This is a genomic window from Gordonia sp. BP-119, assembly GCF_016924115.1.
GTDB classification, from domain to species: domain Bacteria; phylum Actinomycetota; class Actinomycetes; order Mycobacteriales; family Mycobacteriaceae; genus Gordonia; species Gordonia hongkongensis.
The window spans coordinates 69,310-92,569 of record NZ_JAFFZF010000005.1 but is presented as its reverse complement, the minus strand read 5'-3'; the positions used below and the strand labels follow the sequence as shown (position 1 = coordinate 92,569).

The 23,260-nt window shown below is 69.5% G+C and carries 24 protein-coding genes; 7 read left to right on the top strand and 17 right to left on the bottom strand.

Annotated features, from left to right (window positions below; translation table 11 throughout):
• Nucleotides 1–8: 8 nt before the first annotated feature.
• The 8 genes from JW364_RS05065 to JW364_RS05030 form a co-directional block, all read right to left on the bottom strand.
• Nucleotides 9–1,025 carry a vitamin-B12 independent methionine synthase gene (locus tag JW364_RS05065; RefSeq protein WP_165629816.1) on the bottom strand — a complete coding sequence of 339 codons (1,017 nt, stop codon included), beginning with the start codon at nucleotides 1,023–1,025 and terminating at the stop codon, nucleotides 9–11.
• Complete coding sequence (mnmA, locus tag JW364_RS05060; RefSeq protein ID WP_058252159.1) at nucleotides 1,022–2,140, bottom strand: tRNA 2-thiouridine(34) synthase MnmA; 1,119 nt, start codon at nucleotides 2,138–2,140, stop codon at nucleotides 1,022–1,024. Before mnmA ends, JW364_RS05065 begins: the two co-directional genes overlap by 4 nt.
• Nucleotides 2,140–3,360: a cysteine desulfurase family protein gene (locus JW364_RS05055; protein WP_175401208.1), complete on the bottom strand. Its 1,221-nt coding sequence runs from the start codon at nucleotides 3,358–3,360 to the stop codon at nucleotides 2,140–2,142. Before JW364_RS05055 ends, mnmA begins: the two co-directional genes overlap by 1 nt.
• 69 nt (nucleotides 3,361–3,429) lie before the next feature.
• The gene (locus JW364_RS05050; protein WP_159371154.1) at nucleotides 3,430–3,909 is read right to left on the bottom strand and encodes a DUF4334 domain-containing protein; all 480 of its coding nucleotides are present in this window, start codon (nucleotides 3,907–3,909) and stop codon (nucleotides 3,430–3,432) included.
• Between the two features lie 62 nt (nucleotides 3,910–3,971).
• Nucleotides 3,972–4,916: a 1-acyl-sn-glycerol-3-phosphate acyltransferase gene (locus JW364_RS05045; RefSeq protein ID WP_165629815.1), complete on the bottom strand. Its 945-nt coding sequence runs from the start codon at nucleotides 4,914–4,916 to the stop codon at nucleotides 3,972–3,974.
• On the bottom strand, nucleotides 4,913–5,899 hold the full coding sequence (locus JW364_RS05040; RefSeq protein WP_165630808.1) for a GNAT family N-acetyltransferase: 987 nt from the start codon (nucleotides 5,897–5,899) through the stop codon (nucleotides 4,913–4,915). Before JW364_RS05040 ends, JW364_RS05045 begins: the two co-directional genes overlap by 4 nt.
• 100 nt (nucleotides 5,900–5,999) lie before the next feature.
• Complete coding sequence (locus JW364_RS05035; RefSeq protein WP_068970697.1) at nucleotides 6,000–6,956, bottom strand: electron transfer flavoprotein subunit alpha/FixB family protein; 957 nt, start codon at nucleotides 6,954–6,956, stop codon at nucleotides 6,000–6,002.
• A 53-nt stretch (nucleotides 6,957–7,009) separates the two neighbouring features.
• A complete protein-coding gene (locus JW364_RS05030) occupies nucleotides 7,010–7,795 on the bottom strand; it encodes an electron transfer flavoprotein subunit beta/FixA family protein (RefSeq protein ID WP_004019278.1) in 786 nt (261 codons plus the stop codon).
• A gap of 186 nt (nucleotides 7,796–7,981) precedes the next feature.
• On the opposite strand from JW364_RS05030, the gene JW364_RS05025 reads away from it, so the two are divergent.
• From JW364_RS05025 to JW364_RS05015, 3 genes are read left to right on the top strand one after another with little or no spacing between them, the layout of a single operon-like run.
• On the top strand, nucleotides 7,982–8,800 hold the full coding sequence (locus JW364_RS05025) for a bifunctional 2-polyprenyl-6-hydroxyphenol methylase/3-demethylubiquinol 3-O-methyltransferase UbiG (protein WP_068970698.1): 819 nt from the start codon (nucleotides 7,982–7,984) through the stop codon (nucleotides 8,798–8,800).
• 2 nt (nucleotides 8,801–8,802) lie between these two features.
• Complete coding sequence (locus JW364_RS05020; protein WP_068970699.1) at nucleotides 8,803–10,365, top strand: glycoside hydrolase family 57 protein; 1,563 nt, start codon at nucleotides 8,803–8,805, stop codon at nucleotides 10,363–10,365.
• On the top strand, nucleotides 10,362–11,669 hold the full coding sequence (locus tag JW364_RS05015; RefSeq protein WP_068970700.1) for a glycosyltransferase family 4 protein: 1,308 nt from the start codon (nucleotides 10,362–10,364) through the stop codon (nucleotides 11,667–11,669). The genes JW364_RS05020 and JW364_RS05015 overlap by 4 nt, the downstream gene beginning before the upstream one ends.
• Nucleotides 11,670–11,708: 39 nt before the next feature.
• On the opposite strand, the gene JW364_RS05010 is transcribed toward JW364_RS05015, so the two are convergent.
• Nucleotides 11,709–12,461 carry an acyltransferase gene (locus JW364_RS05010; protein ID WP_065632672.1) on the bottom strand — a complete coding sequence of 251 codons (753 nt, stop codon included), beginning with the start codon at nucleotides 12,459–12,461 and terminating at the stop codon, nucleotides 11,709–11,711.
• A gap of 125 nt (nucleotides 12,462–12,586) precedes the next feature.
• Between JW364_RS05010 and JW364_RS05005 the strand changes: the two genes are divergently transcribed.
• Nucleotides 12,587–13,924 (top strand): PQQ-binding-like beta-propeller repeat protein, encoded by a 1,338-nt coding sequence (locus tag JW364_RS05005; protein ID WP_165629814.1) that lies wholly within the window; start codon nucleotides 12,587–12,589, stop codon nucleotides 13,922–13,924.
• A gap of 70 nt (nucleotides 13,925–13,994) precedes the next feature.
• Here JW364_RS05005 and JW364_RS05000 read toward each other — a convergent pair whose 3' ends face one another.
• From JW364_RS05000 to JW364_RS04990, 3 genes are all read right to left on the bottom strand, one after another.
• Nucleotides 13,995–15,194, bottom strand: a complete 1,200-nt coding sequence (locus tag JW364_RS05000) for a class I SAM-dependent methyltransferase (protein ID WP_205333476.1) — start codon at nucleotides 15,192–15,194, stop codon at nucleotides 13,995–13,997.
• 19 nt (nucleotides 15,195–15,213) lie between these two features.
• Nucleotides 15,214–16,188 (bottom strand): class I SAM-dependent methyltransferase, encoded by a 975-nt coding sequence (locus JW364_RS04995; RefSeq protein WP_205333475.1) that lies wholly within the window; start codon nucleotides 16,186–16,188, stop codon nucleotides 15,214–15,216.
• Between the two features lie 62 nt (nucleotides 16,189–16,250).
• Nucleotides 16,251–17,039 (bottom strand): enoyl-CoA hydratase/isomerase family protein, encoded by a 789-nt coding sequence (locus tag JW364_RS04990; protein ID WP_058252172.1) that lies wholly within the window; start codon nucleotides 17,037–17,039, stop codon nucleotides 16,251–16,253.
• 127 nt (nucleotides 17,040–17,166) lie between these two features.
• Here JW364_RS04990 and ligD point away from each other — a divergent pair, with 127 nt between their 5' ends.
• Nucleotides 17,167–18,147 (top strand): non-homologous end-joining DNA ligase, encoded by a 981-nt coding sequence (gene ligD / locus JW364_RS04985; RefSeq protein ID WP_205333474.1) that lies wholly within the window; start codon nucleotides 17,167–17,169, stop codon nucleotides 18,145–18,147.
• Here the strand turns inward: ligD and JW364_RS04980 are convergent.
• Complete coding sequence (locus JW364_RS04980; protein ID WP_240198691.1) at nucleotides 18,128–18,532, bottom strand: MarR family transcriptional regulator; 405 nt, start codon at nucleotides 18,530–18,532, stop codon at nucleotides 18,128–18,130. The two genes, ligD and JW364_RS04980, sit on opposite strands and share 20 nt — an antisense overlap.
• A 101-nt stretch (nucleotides 18,533–18,633) precedes the next feature.
• On the opposite strand from JW364_RS04980, the gene JW364_RS04975 reads away from it, so the two are divergent.
• Nucleotides 18,634–19,233 (top strand): maleylpyruvate isomerase family mycothiol-dependent enzyme, encoded by a 600-nt coding sequence (locus JW364_RS04975; RefSeq protein WP_068970705.1) that lies wholly within the window; start codon nucleotides 18,634–18,636, stop codon nucleotides 19,231–19,233.
• Nucleotides 19,234–19,245: 12 nt separating this feature from the next.
• On the opposite strand, the gene JW364_RS04970 is transcribed toward JW364_RS04975, so the two are convergent.
• Together JW364_RS04970 and JW364_RS04965 are read right to left on the bottom strand one after the other, a co-directional pair.
• The gene (locus tag JW364_RS04970) at nucleotides 19,246–20,073 is read right to left on the bottom strand and encodes an NUDIX domain-containing protein (RefSeq protein ID WP_058252175.1); all 828 of its coding nucleotides are present in this window, start codon (nucleotides 20,071–20,073) and stop codon (nucleotides 19,246–19,248) included.
• A complete protein-coding gene (locus JW364_RS04965) occupies nucleotides 20,074–20,910 on the bottom strand; it encodes an ABC transporter ATP-binding protein (protein ID WP_058252176.1) in 837 nt (278 codons plus the stop codon).
• 99 nt (nucleotides 20,911–21,009) lie between these two features.
• Here JW364_RS04965 and JW364_RS04960 point away from each other — a divergent pair, with 99 nt between their 5' ends.
• A complete protein-coding gene (locus JW364_RS04960) occupies nucleotides 21,010–22,011 on the top strand; it encodes an LLM class flavin-dependent oxidoreductase (protein WP_058252200.1) in 1,002 nt (333 codons plus the stop codon).
• 21 nt (nucleotides 22,012–22,032) lie between these two features.
• Here the strand turns inward: JW364_RS04960 and JW364_RS04955 are convergent, their stop codons facing one another.
• Both JW364_RS04955 and JW364_RS04950 read right to left on the bottom strand, forming a co-directional pair.
• The gene (locus JW364_RS04955; RefSeq protein ID WP_205333472.1) at nucleotides 22,033–22,482 is read right to left on the bottom strand and encodes a cupin domain-containing protein; all 450 of its coding nucleotides are present in this window, start codon (nucleotides 22,480–22,482) and stop codon (nucleotides 22,033–22,035) included.
• Nucleotides 22,479–23,255, bottom strand: coding sequence for a peptidyl-tRNA hydrolase (locus JW364_RS04950; protein WP_205333471.1), 777 nt, complete (start codon nucleotides 23,253–23,255; stop codon nucleotides 22,479–22,481). The genes JW364_RS04955 and JW364_RS04950 overlap by 4 nt, the downstream gene beginning before the upstream one ends.
• Between the last annotated feature and the right edge of the window lie 5 nt (nucleotides 23,256–23,260).

Here is a 23,260-nt window from a genome sequence, read left to right as displayed (position 1 = left end):
AGGGGTTTTCAGAGCGCGGAGGGATCGCTGCCGAGCAGCTGACCGGCCTCCGCGGTGATCGCCAAGGCCGTCTTGGCCCACTTCGTCGACGCCCCGGCCAGACCACAGGTCGGCGTCACGATCACGTTGTCCGACAACACTTTGCGGTCCAGCCCGATGCGGTCGGTCAGCGCGGCGAGTTCGGTCGCCACGTGTTCGGCGGCCAGCGGACGATCGGGCGCTGTCGACGTCACACGGCCCGCGAGGAGGACGCCGCCGCGGTCGACGAGCATCCCGATGCCGTCGAGATCGGTCGCGGACGGTGTGGTGATGTCGATCGAATATGCAACCCCGGGAAGATGTTCGAGGAGGTCCCACCGCGGTGTGCCGCAATCGTGCAAGACCACCGGGACGCCGACGTGGTCGACGAGTTCGGTGAGTGCGCGAGCCACCTCGACCGCCGGTATCGCCCGGATGGGGTCGAAGCGGGTCAGCGGCTTCACCGTGCCGTCGATGACCTGGCCGACCATCGGCTCGTCGAGCTGGACCACCACGCGCGCACCGAGCCGGCGTTCCACCTCGGCGACGTGCTCGCGCACACCCTCCGCCGTCGACTCGACGATGTCGCGGACGGCTCCGTGGTCTTTCAGGACTCGTTGCCCGTTCGTCAGCTCGACAGATGCCGAGGTGGTGAACGGACCGGCCACCTGCACCTTGAAGGTGCGGCCGGTACCGATGAAACCCGCTGTCTCCCAGAGTTCCTCGACGACGTCGAGGTCCTCGGCAAGCAGGTCCGCGGCGCGTCGGGCCAGGCGGGAGTGGCGTTGCGCCAGCCGGTAACCCCATGTCGCGGTGTCCATCGGCAGGTCGACGAGGATCGCCGCCATCCGGCCGATCAGATCCGCACCGATACCTCGCGCGGGCAGTTCGACGAGGTGGGCGAGATCGAGTTCCCCGTTCACCACCGCGGCGGCCGCACGTGCGTCGGTGCCGGGCATCGACCCCACGCCGGTGCCCACTCCGGTGGGCAGTGCCGCTCCGGTCACCGAGACGCGACGACAGTCGGCTGCGACGAGGTGGTGGCGATGCGTCCGCACCCGACGACCTGGTCGCCGCGTCGGGCATCGGGCAGGTACAGCACCGCGGCCTGACCGCGGGCGACGCCGGTGAGCGGCTCCTGCAGCGCTATGTCGATACCGGGTTCACCGTCGATCGTGGTGGCGGTCGCGCGCACCGGCGCGAGCCCGCCGTGGGCTCGGACCTGCACCATCGCGTCGAAGGGTTCGTCCGGAGTGACGCCGGAGGTCCACACCGCGCGCGTCGCGGTGATGCCCCAGACCTGCAGGTCGGCAGCCGTCCCGACCGTCACCGTCCCCGAATCCGGGTCGATCTCGGTGACATAGCGGGGCTTGCCATCGGCGGCCGGCGCCTCGACCCCCAGGCCCTTGCGCTGCCCGATGGTGAAACCGTGGACCCCGTCGTGCTCGGCGAGGCGCTCGCCCGACGTCGCGTCCACGATCGCGCCCGGCCGGACGCCGATGCGGGCGCCGAGGAACGCGCGGGTATCGCCGCTCGGGATGAAGCAGATGTCGTGGGAGTCCGGCTTGTCCGCGACGGCCAGGCCGCGCCGGGCCGCCTCGGCCCGGATCTCGGACTTCGGGGTGTCACCGATCGGGAACATCGCCCGCGACAGCTGATCACGCGTCAGCACGGCCAGCACATACGACTGGTCCTTGTCGGCGTCGACCGCTCGTCGTAACTCGCCGTCGGTCAGTTGCGCGTAGTGACCGGTGGCCAGCGCGTCGAAGCCGAGCGCCATCGCCTTGTCGGCGAGGGCCGCGAACTTGATCTTCTCGTTGCACGTCAGACACGGGTTCGGGGTGCGTCCGGCCGCGTAGGCCTCGACGAACTCGTCGATCACATCGTCCTTGAACCGGTCGGCGAAATCCCACACGTAGAACGGGATTCCGAGGACATCGGCGGCGCGGCGGGCGTCGGAGGCGTCCTCGCGCGAGCAGCATCCGCGCGAACCGGTGCGCAGCGCACCCGGAGCCGTCGACAACGCCAGATGAACTCCGACCACCTCGTGACCGGCCTCGACCGCCCGGGCCGCGGCAACCGCCGAGTCGACGCCGCCGCTCATCGCTGCCAATACGCGCATCAGGAGATCCTTCCGCCGGGGACCGAGACCAGTCCGGCCGCCCGCGCCCGGTCGACGACCTCGTCGATGACCGCGGCGACCGCGTCGATGTCGGCCTCGGTGGTGGTGTGGCCGAGGGAGAACCGCAGCGACGACCGCGCGTCGGCCATGTCCAGACCCATCGCCAGGAGGACATGGCTGGCCTGGGCGACCCCGGCGGTGCAGGCCGATCCGGTGGAACACTCGACGCCCTTGGCGTCGAGAAGCATGAGCAGCGAGTCACCCTCACAACCGGCGAACGACACGTGCACGTTCCCCGGGAGGCGACGATCGCCGTCGGCACCGTTCCGCACCGTTCCGTCGACGCCGAGGAGAATGTCGGTCAGCCGGGTCTGCAGGGCGCGGACGTGCGCGGTGTTCTCGTCGAGGTGCTCGACGCACCACGACAGTGCGGCGGCCATGCCGGCCGCACCGGCGACGTCCTGGGTTCCCGAGCGCACGTCGCGTTCGTGGCCGCCGCCGTGCAGCAGCGGCACACACCCGACATCGCGACCCAGCAGCAGGGCGCCGACACCCTGCGGCCCGCCGAACTTGTGGGCGGTCAGGCTGAGCGCCGAGAGGCCGCTCGCGGCGAAGTCGACCGGCAGATGGCCGACGGCCTGGATCGCGTCGGAATGCACCGGGACGCCGAATTCGGACCCGACCGCGGCGAGCTCGGCGATCGGTTGGATCGTGCCGACCTCGTTGTTGGCCCACATCAGCGAGATGAGAGCGGTCTCGGCGGCGTGCTCCTCGAGCTCCGCGCGCAGGTCGGCGGGCGAGACGACACCGTCGGCGTCGACCGGGAGCAGGACGAGCTCGGCTCCGGCCTGCTCGGCCAGCCACTGCGCGGGGTCGAGGACGGCGTGATGTTCGATCGCCGAGGTGATGATCCGGCGACGGCGAGGATCGGCGTTCCGCTGTGCCCAGTAGATCCCCTTGACCGCCAGGTTGTCGGCCTCGGTGCCGCCGCCGGTGAAGACGACCTCGGAGGGCCGGGCACCGACCGCCGCGGCGATGGCCTCGCGCGCCTCCTCGAGCCGACGACGTGCGGTGCGACCGGATCCGTGCAGCGACGAGGCGTTACCCGGCTGCGCGAAGACGGCCGTCATCGCCTCGACGGCTTCGGGCAGCATCTGCGTCGAAGCGGCGTGGTCGAGGTAGACAGGCGCCTTCACGGGCGGTCGGCTTGGCACGGGCATCGCTAGCAAGGATAAACGCGCGTAGGTCGCCGACAAATTCCGCGATCGGACGCGGAACGACAGCCCGCCTCAGACCCGCTCGAGGTAGAAGTACAAGTGACGGCCGTCGATGACTCCGCCTTTGCCGTTCATGATCCCCATCACCGTGGTGTCGTCGACGCGCTTGAAGTGGTCGATGACCGGCTGACCGTCGTAGACCATCGATGCGGTGATCTCGCCGCGGAACTCGATCGCCCACAGGCTGGCCTCGCCCTTGCCGAGTGTGGTGTTGGAGTAGAGGTTGCCGTTCTCGTCGCGGCACACCAGCGGTTGGACGTCGCTGCGTGAGGTGAATGTCTTACCGAACCAGTTGGCCTTGGCGAGCGCACCGTTGATGGCGTGCCCGGTGGTGAACTCGCCGCCCTTCCATGCGCCGAGCATCTCCTCGGGCCGTAGCGGCGACAGTCCCGCCCACACGGTGTCGAGGTCGGCGTCGTCAACTCGGCCGTCGACGTCCCGGAGTTCGAAGAACTTGGCGCGCGCGGCTTCTCGGGTCTGAGTGGACGTCATCGTCGGCCTCCTGGGGGTACGCGGTTGATCGTCCGCAGAGCTGCGGACGGCTACCGGAAAACCTATATCAGAGAACGGGTGATGTCACTTTCCGCGGCCGGGAACCGCCCCGCCACGACGCGCTCACACCGACGCGCCAGCTCGCGACGATCTGCGCCGGGTTCCTCGGGCGGGTGGATGACCATCGTGACGACGAGACCACGCGCCCGCAGGACCCGCCGCAGCGTGTCGGCGGGGGTGTCGGCGCCGATGAAACTCGGTGCCGTCGCGGTGGTCCCGTCGCTGCCGACGAAACGCAACCTCACCGGCACGACCGGCACGTCCGCATCGATCGCGGCCTGGAAGAACGCGGGTCGGAATGCACCGGCCGAGCGGCCGCAGTACGTGGTGCCCTCGGGGAACACGATCACCGACGAGTCGCGGTGCAGCCGCCCGGCCACGTCGCCGACCGTCCCCGGCAGACCGCGGAGTGTGCCGCGGTCGACGGCGATGACGCCGAACCGGCGCGCGAGGGACGACACCACCGGCATCCCGACGACATCGGATTTGGCCACCACGTCAGCAGGGCTGATCAGCGCGAGCGCCAAGACATCGAGGAACGAGATGTGGTTGGCGACCACGAGTCCGGCGCGGGTCGGGCCACAGCGCCGGTCCTCGACGCGGACGGCGATGCCCAGGGCCGCCAGCAGTGCACCCGACGCGGATCGACGCAGGGGACGCGGCGGACGACGACGCAGCCGCGCCACCGCCCCGGTGGTCAGCGCCGCCCAGACGATCCACACCACGACCACGACGAGTCGGCACAGACGCCACGCGACGATCGTCGCGCCGAAGACCGCGTCGAACCGCCCGGCCCGCGGTGCACCGATGCAACCGTCGCCACAGGTGCTGATCGGGAACCACGGGTGCGCGAGCGCGCCGGCCGGGCGGGCAGGCGGACACGCGGCGTGTTCGCGTCGGGGACGCTCGGAGCGAGGTCCGACCGGACCGACCAGCAGGGCGGTCATCGTGCCGCGCCACCGGGCTCCGGCGTGGCATCCGCGCGGGCCGAACCCAGCCGTCGGGCACTCGATCGCAGCCGGTCGAGGTATCGCTTGTTGGCCCCTTCGCGGTCGAGCAGGGTCAGGAAGTCCGCGACGTCGAAGACGTCGTCGACCGCCGGCTCGCCACAGATGCGGGCGCCGAGGCGGAGGTATCCACGCATCAGCGCCGGCATCGCGACAGTGTCGGACGGCACGATGTCGTCGAGCAGGCGTCCGCCGATGCGCGCCGGTGCCAGCGGGTGGGCACGTCGCTCGGGGTCCCGGTGGTCGTCCCGCAGACGATCGCGCAGGGCGCGCAGCGACGACCCCGGCAGCCATTCACCCGGCGTGTGCAGGGGCACCGACACACAGCCCATCAGGTATCGCAGGTCGGCGTCGTCCATGTACTGCAGCAGCGCCGCCCACATCAGCGCGGTGACCGACCCGTCGCGGTACTCGGAGTGGACACACGCCCGACCCAATTCGACGGTGGCGGAGACGATGTCGTTCATCTCGCGGAGGTCGAACTCGGTGGCCGAGTACCAGCCGCCGGCGGCGATCGCCCGCGCCGGGGAGAGCAGGCGCGCACACCCGACGACCCCGTCGTCGGCGTGGCGGACGATGAGGTGCTCGCAGAAGGCGTCGAACCGGTCGGCGTCCCGTCCGGTGACCGCGTCACCGATGCAGTTGGAGAAGCCGGGTTCGTCGGCGAAGACGCGATACCGCAGTTCCTGGGCGGCGACGATGTCGGCGGGATCGTCGGACACGAGGACCCGGATGGGCCCCGCGGTGAGCAGGGTCGTCGGCACGGCCCGCGAGAACCGAGCGCGCGCGACATGGCTGGTGCGGACTGGCGACTGCATGGCGTTCATGACTCGAATGAAAACGAGACCGGGCATCGGCGGGACCACCGCAGCGTGTCGTGTCGGTGCGGGTTCGATGAACTCGGGCCGCCACCGGATGAACAGGCCTCGCCACGGCCACCTGCGGGTGAACGACCCCCGAACGCACGGTGACCCCCGACGGGGAGTCGGGGGTCACCGGGTTCTGCAGTTGATCAGTTCATGATCACTTGCGCTTCTTGACCTCTTCGGTCAGCTGCGGCGCAACGTTGAACAGGTCGCCGACAACGCCGTAGTCGGCGATCTCGAAGATCGGGGCCTCTTCGTCCTTGTTGACGGCCACGATCGTCTTCGAGGTCTGCATGCCGGCGCGGTGCTGGATGGCGCCCGAGATGCCCAGGGCGACGTACAGCTGCGGCGACACGGTCTTACCGGTCTGACCGACCTGGAACTGACCGGGGTAGTAACCGGAGTCGACGGCCGCGCGCGACGCGCCCACGGCGGCACCGAGCACGTCGGCGAGTTCTTCGACGACGGAGAACTTCTCGGCGCTGCCGACACCGCGACCACCCGAGACGACGATCGACGCCTCGGTCAGTTCGGGACGATCGCCGCCGACGTTCGGCTCGACCTTGGTGATCTTGACCGCGCCCTCTTCCTGAGCCGGGACCTCGACGTCGACACGCTCGCCGGCGCCGGCCTGCGGCGCGGCCTCGACGCCACCGGGGCGGATCGAGAAGACCGGGACCTCGCCCTTGGCCTGGGCGTCGACGGTGTAGGCGCCACCGAAGATGGAGTGGATGCCCACGCCGCCTTCCTTGACGTCGACGATGTCGGCGAGGACGCCAGAGCCGAGGCGCACGGCCAAGCGGCCGGCGATCTCCTTGCCGTCGGCGGTGGCCGCGACGAGGATGCCGGCCGGCGAGGCGGTCTCGGCGATCGAGGCCAGCACGTCGACCTGCGGGGTGATGAGGTAGCTACCCGCATCGTCGGACTCGGCGACGTAGATCTTCTCCGCGCCGGCCTCCTTGAGTCCGTCGAGGATGCCGTCGGCCGAGCCGGGCTTGCCGACGACGACCGCCGACGGGGTGCCGAGTGCGCGGGCGGCGGTGATGAGCTCGCTGGTGACCTTCTTCAGGGCGCCTTCGGCGTCCTGTTCCACGAGAACGAGTACTTCTGCCATGGTGGTTTTCTCCTGAATGTCTGGGGGTTCGCCGGTGGTCTGCGTGGAGAAGGTCAGATGATCTTCTGGCCGACCAGGTACTCGGCGACCTTGGTGCCGCCGTCGCCTTCGTCGGTGACGCGCTCGCCCGCGGTCTTCGGCGGCTTCGGGGTGTTCGCCGTCACGACCGAGCCGGCGTTCTCCAGGCCCACATCGCTTGCCTCGACGTCGATCTCGGCGAGGGTCAGGACGGTGACCTCCTTCTTCTTGGCGGCCATGATGCCCTTGAAGGAGGGGAAGCGCGGTTCGTTGATCTTCTCGTTCACGCTGACGATGGCCGGCAGGCTGGCCTCGACGTGGAAGATGCCGTCGTCGGTCTCCCGCTCGCCCTTGAGGGTCTCGCCCTCCAGGGTCAGCTTGCGCAGGTGGGTCAGGTGCGGGAGCTCGAGGTACTCGGCGATCATGGCCGGGATGGCGCCGACGCGACCGTCGGTGGCCTCGTTGCCGGCGATGACCAGCTCGACACCCTCGACCGTGCCGAGCGCCCGGGCCAGCACATAGGCGGTCTGGACCGCGTCCGAGCCGTGCATGAGGTCGTCCTTGATGTGGATCGCCTTGTCGGCGCCCATGGACAGGGCCTTGCGGATGGCGTCGGTGGCGCGCTCGGGACCCGCCGTCAGGATGGTGACCTCACCGCCGTCGGCCTCCTTGATCTTCAGCGCTTCCTCGACGGCGCGCTCGTTGATCTCGTCCAGGACGGCGTCGGCGGCCTCACGGTCCAGGGTGTAGTCGTCGTCGGACAACTTGCGCTCGGACCATGTGTCGGGAACCTGCTTGATCAGTACGACAATGTTTGTCATGGGTCTACGTCGACCTCCTGCATCGGGTTCGGCAACTTACCGGCGGGTAAGGCCATGGGTCCCCACCACTTTAGCGTCTCCTATGTTTCCACTAAACATCGACTACCTCACACAATGCACGCTACCGTTCGCTCGCTCGCTACGACGGCCCCGGCGGTCCCCGGGGCATGCCCTACTCTCTGTCAGATGACTGACGCAGACCTCGGATCGTCGCGCGGGACGGCAACCACTGGTCTCGAGGCGCTCGACACCGACCAGCAATTGGCGCTGACCGGCGAGCGGACGGTCCCGGGGATTCCCGCCGAGAACTACTGGTTCCGGCGCCACGAGATCGCCTACCGCCACATCGCCGACCGGTGCGCGGGCCACGACGTCCTCGAAGCCGGCTCCGGCGAGGGGTACGGCGCCGCGATGATCGCCGACGCCGGGGCGTCGTCGGTGGTCTGCGTCGATTACGACGCCGCCGCGGTCGAACACACCCGACGCCGCTATCCCCAGCTCGTCGTCCACCAGGGCAACCTCGTCGACCTCCCCCTCGCCGACGCCTCGGTCGACATCGTGGTCAACTTCCAAGTCATCGAACACCTCTGGGATCAGCCGCGATTCGTCGCCGAATGCCACCGCGTGCTGCGTCCGGGCGGGGTCCTGCTCATGTCGACGCCCAACCGCATCACCTTCTCCCCCGGTCGCGACACACCGCTCAACCCGTTCCACACCCGTGAGCTCGACGCGGCCGAACTCACCGAACTGCTTCTCGACGGCGGCTTCGTGATCGACGCGATGTGGGGAGTCGTCCACGGACCGCGCCTTCGCGCCCTGGACACCAAATGGGGCGGTTCGCTCATCGACGCCCAGATCGAGCGTGCGCTCGCCGGCGAGCCCTGGCCGGACGAGCTGGCCGCGGATGTCGCCGGCGTGGTCGCCGCGGACTTCGATGTCGTCGATTCCGGCGTGTACGACATCGACGACTCGCTCGACCTGTTCGCCGTCGCGTTGCGGGGCTGAGGGTGACCACCCGCACCGAACCCGTCCCGGGCCAGTTCACGCTGGTCCTGCACTCGCATCTGCCGTGGCTGGCCAATCACGGACGTTGGCCGGTCGGCGAGGAGTGGCTGTATCAGTCGTGGGCCGCGTCGTACCTGCCGCTGTTCGACATGCTCGAGCGGCTGGCCGCCGACGGTTTCAGCGACCAGCTCTCCCTCGGGATCACGCCGGTGCTGGCCGCGCAGCTCGACGATCCGCACTGTGCGTCGTCGATGTACGAGTGGCTCGCCGACTGGCAGCTCCGGGCCACGCAAGCGGCGATGTCCCGCGACGCCGACCGAGCCGCGGCGGGCCGCCGTGAGTACCTCGACGCCCAACGCGCGCTGGACACCTTTGCGTCCCGATGGCGTCACGGCGCGTCGCCACTGATCCGCGGACTGGCATCGAGCGGCGTCGTCGAGATCCTGGGCGGCCCCCTGGCCCACCCGTTCGCACCGCTGCTCGACCCGCGACTGCGCCGATTCTCGCTGACCGAGGGGCTCGCGGACGCCCATGCGCGGTGGGGTGTCGACCCGACCGGGATCTGGGCACCCGAGTGCGCCTTCGCGCCGGGGATGGAAACGGAGTACGACCGAGCGGGCGTGCGCCACTTCATGGTCGACGGGCCCGCCTTGCACGGCGACACCGCGCTGGGACGCCCCGTCGGCGACAGCGTCGTCGTCGCCTACGGACGTGACCTGACGGTGAGCTATCGCGTCTGGTCGCCGAAGTCGGGCTATCCGGGTCATGGCGCCTATCGGGATTTCCACACCTATGACCATGAGACCGGGCTCAAGCGGTTCCGGGTCACCGGCCGGACCGTGTCCGGGCAGGACAAGAAGCCCTACGACCCGGCTCGCGTCGACGCGGTTGTCGACCGGCACGTCGAGGACTTCGTCGCGCATGTGCGGCAGCGTCTGGTCGACGAGTCCGCGCGGATCGGCCGGCCCGCGCTGGTGGTCGCCGCGTTCGACACCGAATTGTTCGGGCACTGGTGGCATGAGGGCCCGGTCTGGCTGGAACGGGTGCTGCGACGTCTGCCCGAGGTCGGGGTCACCGTCGGGACACTCGCGGGCGCAACGCAGGCCGGGCTCGTCGGCGCGCCCATCGACCTCCCTAGGTCGTCGTGGGGGTCGGGTAAGGACTGGCGGGTGTGGAACGGCCCGGCCGTGCAGCACCTGGTCGACCTGAACGCCGAGGTCACCGAGACGGCGCTCGACGCGGTCGCCAAGCTGCGGCAACGAGTGAATGCACGCAGCCGGGTCGCCGATCAGATCGTGCGCGAGGCGCTGCTGACCGTGTCCTCGGACTGGCCGTTCATGGTGTCGAAGGACACCGCGGCGCAGTACGCTGTGTCGCGAGCTCACACGCATGCGCATGCCACCCGCGAAATCAGCGACGCGGCGATGCGGGGCCGCGACGACGCAGCCGAGACGCTCGCCGCCGCCTGGGCGCGTGCCGACAATCTCTTTCCCGCACTCGATGCGCGCCGGCTGCACACGGCTCTGACCGCCGACCGGGTCGGTGTCGAGGGGGGAATCCGATGAAGGTGTTGTTCGTGTCGTGGGAGTACCCGCCGGTGGTGGTGGGCGGACTCGGCCGGCATGTCCATCACCTCGCCACCGAGATGGCCGCCGCCGGGCACGACGTGGTCGTGCTGACCCGGCGTCCGTCGGGGACCGATGCGGTGAGTCATCCGACGACGGACACCGTCGTCGAGGGTGTTCGGGTTCTGGCCGTCGCCGAGGACCCGCCGGAGTTCGAGTTCGGGCAGGACATGATGGCCTGGACGCTGGCGATGGGGCATGCCTTCGTGCGGGCGGGACTTCGGATTCTGCACGGCGCCGGAAGCGGAGCGAGCGGGCCGGATCCGCACGGCGCCGGGAGCGGAGCGATCGGGTCGCGATGGGTACCGGAGGTCGTGCACGCGCATGATTGGCTGGTCGCCCACCCGGCCATCGCGCTGGCCGAGTTCTTCGATGTGCCATTGGTTTCCACGATCCACGCGACGGAGGCCGGGCGGCACAGCGGCTGGGTGAGCGGCCGGACGAACCGGCAGGTGCATTCGGTCGAGTGGTGGCTGGTGTCCGAATCCGATGCTCTCATCACGTGTTCGGCGTCGATGCGCGACGAGGTGAACCGACTGTTCGGCTACGACGCCACCGACATCACGGTGATCCACAACGGCATCGACATCCGTACGTGGCCGTTCGCCGAACGTGCTCGGACGAGCGGTCCGGCCGAGCTGCTGTTCGCGGGTCGGCTCGAATACGAGAAGGGCGTGCAGGATCTGCTCGCGGCTCTCCCCCGGATCCGGCGCAGCCATCCGGGTACGACGCTGACGATCGCCGGTGACGGCACCCAGCGAGACTGGCTGATGGAGCAGGCGCGCAAGCATCGGGTCGGCAAGGCGGTGCGGTTCGTCGGCCCGGTCGACCACACCGAGCTGGTGACGCTGATGCACCGCTGCGACGCCATCGTGCTACCGAGTCGCTACGAGCCGTTCGGGATCGTGGCGCTGGAGGCGGCGGCGACCGGCGTGCCCTTGATCGTGACCACGGCCGGGGGTCTGGGTGAGGCGGTTCGCGAGCCGGACACCGGGCTGACGTTCGAGCCCGCGGATGTCGCCGGTCTGGCCGCGGCGGTCCGGGCCACGCTGTCCGATCCGGGCGCGGCCGCGCAGCGGGCACTGCGGGCCCGGGCGCGGCTCACCGCGGAGTTCTCCTGGGCCGAGGTCGCCGAGCGCACCGCGAGCGTGCACCTCGCCGCGAAGCGTCGGGTCCGGCACGCGATCGGACGGCCCGACATCCCGGAACGTCCGCTGCCAGAACGGGACTCGGGCCAGCCATAGCCCCCTGCTCCCTGAGGAGCCCGGAGCCTGCGGAGGGCGTCACGAAGGGTCCCGCTCGGCCGCGGCCTTCTTCCGTTCGATGTCGGCGAGGGCGCGTTCGAGTTCGGCGCGTTCGGCGGCGTTCGAGGCCCAGTCGTCCATCCGGTTCTTGACCACCCGGGCGGGGGCGCCGACCGCGATGGCGTAGTCGGGGATGACGCCCTTGACCACCGCGTGCGAGCCCAGCACGCATCCTCGCCCGACGATGGTGTTGCGCAGCACCGACACCTTGGCCGCGACCCACGTGTCCGGCCCGATGCGCACCGGGCCCTTCACGATGCCCTGGTCTTTGATCGGCAGCGTGATGTCGTCCATCTTGTGGTCGAAGTCGCAGATGTAACACCAGTCGGCGATGAGGGTGGAACCGCCGATCTCGAGGTCGAGGTAGGAGTTCACCACGTTGTTGCAGCCGAAGACGGTCTTGTCGCCGATGCGGAGGCTGCCCTCGTGGCAGCGGATGGAGTTGCCGTCGCCGATGTGGACCCAGCGACCGATCTCCATGCGCGCGAGTTCCGGCGTCGCGTGGATCTCGACGTTGCGCCCGAGGAACACCATGCCCCGCAGCACGATGTGCGGATTGGCGAGGCGGAACCGCGCCAGGCGGTAGTAGCGCACGAGGTACCACGGTGTGTACGCCCGGTTGCGTCTGATCCAGCGCAGCGAGTCCAGCGTGAGAAAACGCGCCTGGTCGGGGTCGCGGCGTCGGCCTGCGCGCCGGCGGGACCGGTACGACGCATTCCACATGGTGGTCATGACCAGAAACCCTAATCGACGCGATTTTCGCGCACGATAGGCTCACTGCTGGCGCGGAGTGCCGTTCGATGGCATGCCCGGCGCCTGGACCCGACGCTGAACAGGGCACGACGACGAGGAGCAGGATGGCTTTGGCACGACCGCAGGTGTCTCGACGCCGCCGATCCGCGCTGACCCGCCTGCTCGTCGCGCTGACGGCCGTGTGCTCGATGGCGCTCGCCGCCTGCTCGGACGGCCACATCGACGTCCGCTCCGTGCCGAGCGTCGGCTGGCCCAGCTACGGGGGCGTCCCGGGCAACGCCAACTTCGCGTATGCCGATGTGCCGGAGGACCTCACGCTGAGCTGGACACGGCCGACCGGCGGCCCGGTCACCGCGCCGGTGACGATCTCCGGCAAGGGGAACGTGGGCGTGACGTCGAATGCGGCGCAGGGATGCAACGTGCTCGTGCTCGACAGCCGCTCCGGACGCAAGAACTTCTGCAAGGACATGCGGGCCGGTGTCGAGATCAACGCGATGCTCGTCGATCAGTACGACCAGCCCTATCTCGGCGAGGAGACGACCTTCCTCGCCTTCAATGCCGGCGGCGCCATCCGCTGGCGGGCCGGCGTGATCGGGGTACCGCTGTCGGCGAAGTTCGCGGCCCCGAACGAGGTGCTGGTCGCCACCACACAGGGTCAGATCCTGCTGATCGACACCCAGCGCAACGAACTCCTCGCGCCTGAGGTGAGACTGCGCGACGACGCCGACCCCGCGCAACCGCTCCGCGGCTTCGGCGATTGCGTGAGCAACGGGCCGCAGTGCGCGATCCCCGCCCCCGCTGCCGTCGACACCGAACGAGAACGCTTCTTCCTCAACTTCTTTCCCCAGGGCGCAGCGACGTCGCAGATCCGCGCGATGAAGTACGGCGCCGTTGCCGGGAACCGCGAAGTCCGGACTGCGTGGCAGGCCGACGTCCCCAGCGGCGTCATCGGGACCCCGACGCTCTCGGCCGACGGCGCGACCGTCTATGCGTTCTCGCGCGACGGCAAGATCGTCGCCCTGAACGCCGAGGACGGATCGACGCGGTGGACCTACGACATCGGCGGCCACGGATTCGCGACGATGACCGTCTCCCCGGACGGTCTGATCATCCCGACCGGTTCGCTCGGCGCCCCGCTGACCCTGCTGCGTGATCGGGGCGATGGTGCCGAACAGGTCTGGCAGCGCACCGATCTGGCGACGGTGAGCCTGTCCGCCTTGACCCAGCAGCAGACCGCGTGGACGGTCGCCCGCGATCCCGGCAAGGACTCCCTGTCCCTGGTCGAGGTGTCCACGACCGACGGCGCGACGAAACGGATTCTGCCGCTGCCGAATTCGCGCGGTTTCGCGACCGGCGTCTCGGTGTCCTACTCCGGACAGATCGCGACCGCGACCAATCTCGGCGAGGTGTACTTCTTCGACAGCAAGGCCGATCTCGAGTAGGTGTTCGTAGAGTGCGGGATTCGTACCGGAAACCGATACCGATCCCGCACTCTGCGTGATCGGGTTCGTTTCAGAACCGGACGCCCGGCTCACAGATGAACGCGGCACCCTTCCGCCCGATCCGGGTCAGCACCACCGACAACGGCCGGGAGCCCCTGAGCTTGAGCTTCTTCCGCAATCGGTCGGGGTCGACGTCGAGTCCGCGGACGAGGATCTCGAGGGGGCCGCAGTCGAGCGCCGCGAGCGCCTTCCGGAGCGCCTTCTCGGTCACGCCCGTCTGCTCGATCACCCGGAATCCGCGGGCGCCGTCGGGGACGGAATCACCCGTGAGATAGGCGATCTGCGGATCGAGTTGCCAGAGCCCGGACCGGTGGGCGTAGTGCTTGACCAGCCCGGCGCGCACGATCGCCCCGTCCGGGTCGACGATCCACTCGCCCGCCTCACCGGCCGGCACGTCGTCGTCTTCGCGGTCGGTGACCTCGACCTCGGCGATGGTTCCGTCGGCGCGGGTGCGGAGCACGGTGGCCCGCCGGCCGGGCTCCACACCCGGGCCCGTCCACAGGCACGCCTCGCGCACGCCGCCGTCGAGTGAGGTGACCTGGACCTCGCCGTCGAAGCCATAGCGGTTTCGCAGCATCTGATGGTCCAGTCCGGGAGCGCATTTCACGATGAGCGTGCGACCGGGATAGGTCGTCAGCAGCTCGAAGAGCGGTGGGGTCAGCTGATCGAGCCGGAAGATGCGGCCCGCATCCGATCGCCGCGCGGGATCGGCGAGGAGCACGTCTGCGGTCGAGGTCGGGGTGAGCGCGTCCGCGACCAGCAGCGTCGCCTCCGGCACGTTGGAACGCGCCATCGCGAGCCGGACCCGGTCGATGTCGCTGCCGATGACACCCGAGATACCGTTGGCGCGCACCAGCTCCCGTAGCTCCGCCCCGATCGAACAGGTCAGGTCGTGCACCACCGATTCCGGAAACCGCGCCGCGATTTCGGCCGCACGGTGCGCGGCGACCACCGACGCGGTCGCCTGCTGCAGGGCGTCGTCGGTGAGCAGGAGCGCCTCGGCATCGCGCAGCTTCGAGCGGGCGCGCCTACGACACTGCACCGTCTCGATCAGCGCGGCGTCGTGGGGCGCGTATCGGCTGCGTACCTCGGTGATGTCGGCCAGCATCGTCGACGGGGTGAGCTCGAGGCCGGACACCGTGTCGAGCGCCTTCTCGCCGTGCCGCGACCGCAGGAACGCGACGTCGTCGAGATCGAAGGAGTAGCCCATGGCCTGACGGCGGAACCGCCTACTGCGGCTTCGTCCCCGTCACCACGACGTTGTAGAAGAACTTCGGCGGCACGACCTTCCGCAGCACGTTCTCGTCGAGCCAGCTGAGGCGCTTCCATCCGCCGAAGGCGAATCGTGCCCAGCCCCAGCCGAGCTTCTCCGGCGGCACAGCGGCCTCGAAGGTGCGGACCGGCCAGCCGAGCATCGCGGCGGCCAGTTCCTCGGTGGCGGTGGCCACCTTCTGCGCGCCGGCGGCGCGGGCGATGCCGGCGAGCTCGTCGGGATCGAAGGTGTGGATGTCGACCACGGCCTCGAGCGCGGCCGCACGCGAGGACTCGTCGAGTTCCTCCTGCGGGCGCCGCCACCCCTGCAGCGGACCGAACTTCGTGACATTGGTCGTGGCGAACCACGTCGCCCGACTCATCCAGCGCGCGTAGAAGTCACCGATCGTCGACGGCTCACCCGCGAAGATGAAGCGTCCGCCCGGCTTGAGTACCCGCAACACCTCGCGCAGCGCCTGCTCGACATCGGGAATGTGGTGCAGCACAGCATGTCCGACGACGAGGTCGAAGGTGTCGTCGTCGTACGGGATCTTCTCCGCGTCGGCGACCCGGCCGTCGACATCGAGACCGAGGTTCTCCGCGTTGCGCAGGGCGACCTTGACCATGCCCGGCGAGAGGTCGGTCACCGACCCCTTCGACGCGACACCCGACTGCATCAGGTTCAGCAGGAAGAAGCCGGTGCCACAACCGAGTTCCATCGCGCGGCCGTACGGCAGGGGCTCGTCGGTGGCCACGGCGTCGAAACGGCCACGCGCGTAGTCGATGCAGCGTTCGTCGAAGCTGATCGACCACTTCTCGTCGTAGGTCTCGGCCTCCCAGTCGTGGTAGAGCACCTGGGCGAGTTTGGTGTCGGTGAGGGCAGCCTTGACCTGTTCCTCGGTGGCGTGCGGATTGGGAGCGGGATCGGTGCCCGGTGTGGCGTCGGTGGTCATGATCGCTTCCTGTGTGCGTGGTGATGGGGTGCTGTGGTCGAGGGGTACGCGGCGACGACGGCTCAGCGGCCGACGAATTCCGCCTTCCCGGGGCCGTTCTCGAGGAACGAAGTCAGACCGATGGCGCGGTCCTCGGTCGCGAACAGCGGGGCGAATAGCTGCTCCTCGATCTTGAGCCCGGTGTCGAGGTCGACGCCGAGGCCCTGGTCGACGGCCTTCTTGATCGCGGCGAGCGCCACCGAGGCGGCGCCGTCGAACTGTCCGGCCCAGGCGAGCGCAGCGTTGTAGACCTCGTCCGGCGCGACGACCTCGTCGACGAGTCCGATCGCCAGCGCCTCCGCGGCGTCGACGAAGCGGCCGGTGAACATCAGGTCCTTGGCCTTCGACGGCCCGATGAGGCGTGCCAGCCGCTGCGTGCCGCCGCCGCCGGGGATGAGACCGAGCAGGACCTCGGGCAGCCCGAGCTTCGCGTTGTCGCCCGCGATCCGTCGGTCGGCACCCAACGCGACTTCGAGGCCACCGCCGAGCGCGTACCCGGTGATGGCCGCGACGGTCGGCTTCGGGATGGCGGCGATCGCGCCGAGATCGCTCTGCAGGCGACCCGCCACCCGGCTCATCTCGGCGTAGCCGACGTCCCGCATCTCCTTGACGTCCGCGCCGGCCGCCAGGATCTTCGGGCCGCCGTAGACGACGACGGCCTTGATGTCGGCGCGCACCGTGGCCTCCTCGGCCGCGGCGGCCAGTTCGGCCTGCACCTGCCGGCTCAACGCGTTCATCGGCGGCCGGTGCAGCAGGATGGTGCCGACCCCCGGATGAGCGTCGGAGCACTCGAGGGTCACGAACTCAGGCATGGTCGAAGGCTACCGGTAGGTAAGTCCGGTCGGTGCCCCAGCCCGACGACCCAGGCCGACGACCCGGCACGCACGACGCGGCCGGGAGTCCGCCGCCCACCGGCATCGGAGCCATACAGTGGCGGTCATGGCGAAAACGTCGGGTTCCGCAGGTGATCCCATCGAGCTCGAGGTCGGCGACCGCACCGTCCGGCTGTCGAGTCCCGACCGCGTCTACTTTCCCGAGCGCGGTGAGACCAAGCGCGATCTCGCCGAGTACTACCTGTCCGTCGGCGACGGGATCGTCCGTGCGCTGCGCGACCGTCCGTGCATGCTGCACCGGTTCCCCAAGGGCGTCAGCGGCAACAAGGTCCACCAGAAGCGCGTCCCCGCCGGCGCGCCGGACTGGCTGGAGACCACCGAGATCTACTTCCCGCGGTACGGCCGCACCGCCGACGAACTGTGTGTCACCGAATTGGCGTCGGTGATCTGGGCGGTGCAGATGTCGACCGTCGAGTTCCACCCCTGGAACTCACGGCGCGACGACCCCGAGTCGCCCGACGAGTGGCGTATCGACCTCGACCCGATGCCCGACTGCACATTCCCCCGGATCCGGCGGGTGGCGCACGTCGTCGAAGAGGTTCTCGACGAACTGGGTATGCGCGGGTTCCCCAAGACCTCGGGCGGTCGCGGGCTGCACATCTACGTCCGCATCGCGCCGGAGTGGGGCTTCCCGCAGGTCCGGCGTGCGGCGCTCGCCTTCGCTCGGGAGGTCGAACGTCGGGCGTCCGACGACGTGACGACGACCTGGTGGCGCAAGGACCGCGACCCGGCGGCGGTCTTCGTCGACTACAACCAGAACACCCGCGACCACACCATGGCGTCGGCCTACTCGGTGCGTGGCAACGAGCGGGCCACCGTGTCGACGCCGATCACGTGGGCCGAGATCGACGACATCGAACCCGACGATTTCACCATCGCCACCGTGCCGGCCCGGTTCGCCGAACTCGGCGACCTGCACGCGGAGATCGACGACGTCGCGCACCGACTCGACACCCTCATCGACTGGGCCGACCGCGACGACATCGGCACCGACGAGGACGCCGAGATCATCGATATGGATCGGTGACGTCGCGTAACGATCGCAATGCCTTTTCCAGGGCGGCGAACTGGGCGTCGCCGAGATGCTCGCGCCACTCTTGCTGCTGCGCCGCGACCTCCCGCGCGGCGACCTCGCACAGGTGAACGCCCCGCTCACTCAGCGTCACCAGCCGGGCGCGACGGTCGGACGGGTCCGGCACCCGGGTCAGGTAGCCCGCCGCCTCGAGCTGGTCGACGATGCCACCCGCGGTCTGCTTGGTGACACCCGCCTGCTCGGCGAGATCGGTCAGCCGCATGGGTTCGGGGGCCAGCCGCTGTAGCACCCGGGACTGCGCCGGAGTGATGTCGTCGGCCCCTTCCTCGGCGATCCGCGCCAACACCCGGCGCTCGGTCGCGCGGTGGGCGATGAACATCAGGACGGCGATCTGCGGGTCGGACACGACGTTGACTTTAGTACGAAAACCTGACTAATATCAGTCAGGGAACCTGACTATCTGTGCGGCGGGAGCGACCGATGGACACCGACCTCATCTGGCAGCGCATCGACGAGCAACGACTCGAACTCGCCGCGCTGATCGAGACCCTCACGCCCGAGCAACTCGCCACCCCGTCGCTGTGCGACGCGTGGACGGTGCGCGACGTCGCGGTCCACCTCACCCACTCCCACACCTCGCCGGCACGAGCGATGATCGCCGCGTGCCGGTACGGATTCCGGTTCAACACGATGATCCGCGAACTCGCGCTGCGCGACGACACCACGGCGGGCGAGGCCGCGTCGAAGTTGCGCGCCATGGTCGGTTCGCGTCGGCATCCGATCGGGACGACTCCCATGGCGCCGCTGCTGGATTCGCTCCTCCACGGGCAGGACATCGCGGTACCGCTCGGACTCGACCGGCCGATGCCGACCGACGCCGCGACGGCGTGCGCCGACTACCTGTGGTCGACGGGTTTCCCGTTCCACGCACGTCGCCGAAACGAGGGACGACGCTACGTGGCCACCGACTGCGACTTCGCGGCCGGGACGGGTGAGGTCGTCGAGGCGCCGATCCGCGACATCGTCATGCTGTTCGGCGGACGGACGAACGCCGCCGGGGCACTGGCGCCCTCAACCTGACAGCGCGTCCGGTCAGAGCGTGATCTCGGGCGGCTGCTGGTCGCCGAGGGTCCGGAAGTACTCGTCGGAGCCGGGGAAACCGAGGCCGGCCAACCCGGCGCCGGGTGTCACGTTCGGCAGGATCGGTTCGATGACACGCTCGGCGTCGAGCAGTTCGTCGATGGTCGAGAACTGCGAGACGTAGTTGAGCTGCGACCATGTGGGCGGCATGAGGAAGTGCTGGCCCGCGGCCCAGGAATCGATCGCGACCCGGGCGTTCACCCACCGGGCGACCTCGGCTTCGGTGGTCTCGGCGTCGGCGTGCTGTCCGTCGGGCATCGCCGCCAGGAAGAACCGGGTGTCGTAGCGCCGCTTCTCGTTCACCGGGGTGATCCAATGCGCGAGCGGACGCAACAGATCGGCACGCAGCGTCAGTCCGCGCGCGGTGAGGAACTGCGCGAACGACAACGACTTCTCGACGAGGCGTTGCCGATCCTCGGCCAGTCCCTCCGGGTCGGCGAATGCGCCGTCGGCATCGGTCGCGAGCAGGACGCCGCACTCTTCGAACGTCTCGCGGACGGCCGCGCACACCAGGGCCTGGGCGATCTCGGCGTCGCTGCCGAATTGCCCGGCCCACCAGGTGGCCTCGGGACCCGTCCACGCCAGGTCGGCGTCGGCGTCCCGCTTGTCGACGCCGCCACCCGGGAACACCGTCATTCCCCCCGCGAAGGCCATCTGCTTGACGCGGCGTTGCAAGAAGACCTCGATGCCGTCCGCGGCGTCGCGGACGAGCACGACGGTTGCCGCATCCCGCAACGGTGCGGACACGATGTCCGGGCCCTGTTCCTGTGTCGACGTCATTCAGTTACCTCCTGCTGCTCGACGGTGGCCACCCGCGCGGCGCCGGCGCCGCGCGAAGTACCGGCCGTCGACCTTGTCCAGAACGATCTGCTGGCGGAAGGCGGCGGTGAGGTTCTCACTCGTGAGTACCTCCTCGAGCAGCCCCTGGGCCACCACGCCACCCTCGGACAGGATCATCGCATGTGTGAAACCTTCGGGGATCTCCTCGACGTGGTGGGTGATCAGCACGATGGCCGGGGCGTCGGGGTCGGCGGCCAGACGCGCGAGACGATCGACGAGTTCTTCGCGGCCACCCAGGTCGAGCCCGGCGGCCGGTTCGTCGAGCAAGAGCAGTTCGGGGTCGGTCATCAGCGCGCGCGAGATCACGACACGCTTGCGCTCGCCCTCGGACAGCGTGCCGAAGCGACGGTCCGCGAGGTGCTCGGCGCCCATCGATTCCAGCGATTCGACGGCCTGCGCACGGTCCATGGCGTCGTAGCTCTCGCGCCACCGCCCCAGGACCGCATATCCCGCCGAGATGACGACGTCGCTGACGATCTCCTCCGGCGGCACTCGATCGACCAGCGACGGGCTCGAGACCCCGATCCGGGTCGACAGCTCGCGGATCTCGACCCGGCCGAGCTTCTCGTTGAGCACGAAGGCGGTGCCCGACGTCGGGTGGATCTCCGCCCCGGCCAGTCGGATCAGTGTCGTCTTGCCCGCGCCGTTGGGTCCGATGATCACCCAGCGTTCGTCCAGTTCCACCTGCCACGACAGCGGGCCGACGAGAGTCTTGCCGCCTCGAACGACGGCGACGTCGCGAAAATCGATCAAGAGGTCGGGATCGGATTCGGTCACTCCCCCATCCTGCACCACGAGGGAATGGTCGACCCGTTCGACTCACGGCAGACCGGACGGCGGGAATAGTCCGGGGCGTCGGCCGCATTGAACATCGTCGTGACCCCTTCGAACCTCCCCTTGTCGATCCTGGATCTCGCGCAGATCGGTCGTGACGAGACTGCCGCGCAAAGCCTGTCCGCCAGTGTCGATCTCGCACAGAACGCGGAGAAGTGGGGCTACCGCCGGATCTGGTACGCCGAGCACCACAACATGTCGGCCATCGCGTCGTCGGCGCCGGCGGTGCTCATCGCACACATCGCCGCGCACACCTCGACCATCCGTCTCGGCGCCGGCGGCGTGATGCTGCCGAATCATTCCCCGCTGACCATCGCCGAGCAGTTCGGCACCCTCGCCGAACTCCATCCCGGGCGCATCGACCTCGGGCTCGGGCGCGCGCCCGGCAGCGATCAGCAGACCTTCGCGGCCCTGCGCCGCACCCACGCCTCCGCGGAGCGGTTCCCGCACGACGTCCTGGAGCTGCAGGCCTTCCTCGGCGACGAGTCGCGTGTCGAAGGCGTTCGCGCGACCCCGGGCGCGGGCACCCACGTGCCGCTCTACATCCTCGGCTCGTCGCTGTTCGGCGCGCAGCTCGCCGCGGCCCTCGGACTTCCGTACGCCTTCGCCTCCCACTTCGCGCCGCAGGCGCTCACCGAGGCCGTGGCGTTGTACCGCCGCGAGTTCCGGCCGTCGGAGGTCCTCGCCGAGCCCTACGTCATCGCGGGTGTCGGAGCGATCGCCGACGAGGACGCCGACCGTGCGCAGGCGCAGCTGCAGATCGCGAAACGTCAACGCGTGTCGCTGCTCTACGGCCGCGGCCGGACCTTCACCGACGAGGAAGCCGACGCCATCCTCTCGATGCCGCAGGGACGCCAGATCGACGAGATGCTGACGTACTCGGGTGTCGGGACGCCGGGCGAGGTGCGCGACTACCTCTCGTGGTTCGCCGGGCACGCCGACGCCGACGAGCTGATCGTCGCGTCGCTGGCGCCCGATCGTGACGTGTGGCTGGGCACCTTCGGCCACCTCGCGCCGGTGAACTCACCGGTCGCCGCCGGCTGACCGAGATCCGAGGGCAGACCGTCAGGCCAGCCGGAAGTCCTCGAAGTCGAACCCGGGCACGACGATGCAGCTGACGAGTGACGGCTCGTCCCCGGCGGGCCGGGCACGCTGCCACACGCCCGGCGGCACGAGCGCTTGCGGGTGCTCACCGGATTCGATGTCGGGCCCGACCAGAATCGTGGTGGGGTCACCGGGGACATCGGCGTCCCCGCCGAGATCGAGTTCGACCGGCGCTCCTCGATGGTGCAGCCACAGTTCGGCGCCGCGTACCGTGTGCCACGCCGACTCGTCGCCCGGCATGAGGACGAAGTAGATCGCCGTGCCGGCGGCACGGTCGCCGGTATAGCCGTCGACAAGCGACGCCGACGGCACGACGACGTCGCTCCGCCACGTCTCCCGGAACCAGCCGCCTTCCGGATGGGGTTGCAGATCAAGAGCTTTCACCCATTCCGGCGGTACCGCAGCGCTCACGTGTCCTCCTGGGCCCGGATGACCTCGGCGATGACGGTCACCGAACCGGGCGCGATCTCGGTGAACCCGGCGTCTCGAACGGCCACCGCCCTCCCGGCGGCATCGGCGGAGAGCAGTTCTCGCCACCGCCCGGGCGTGGCCTGACGGACCGCGAGCGGGCAGTCGTCCCGACGCCACTCGATCGCGTCGTCCGCGGCGAGGAGCTTGGCCGCCAGCATCGACGCGTGACCGACCTGCGCGGCCAGTTTGCCGACAGTCATCGGCAGGTCGGGATTGGTCCACAGCACGACGCCCGAGACCGGCGGCTGATCGGGCAGCTCTCCCTCGACCTCGGTCCCACCGATCTGCAGCTTCGCCACACGCCGGTCGAGGTCACCGACGCGGCCGGGCACGAACGCCCGCGCCGACGCCCCGCCCTCGGTCGCGGTCACACCCCAGACCTCCTGCGCGGCAGCCCATTGCGCGCCACGCGCGCGCCGGGCGATCTTCCGGATCCGTGCGTCGCACCAGGCGTCCATCGCCGCCGCCCACGGACCGTCGCCCGCACTTCGTTCGTCGAGGCACAATAACGCCACCGCTCGCGCCGCCGCGGTCAGCAGTTCGGTGCGGTCGGGCGGATCGTTCTTCTCGATGCGGAGCACCATCGCCATCGCCAGGACGTCGGCGGGGTCCGACGGGTCGTCGCCGCCTCCGACGTAGGCGACCAGCCGCCGATGAGCGGCCGCGATCGCTTCCGGATCGACCTGCGAAGAGCCCGTGCGCTCAGATTCCATGGAGC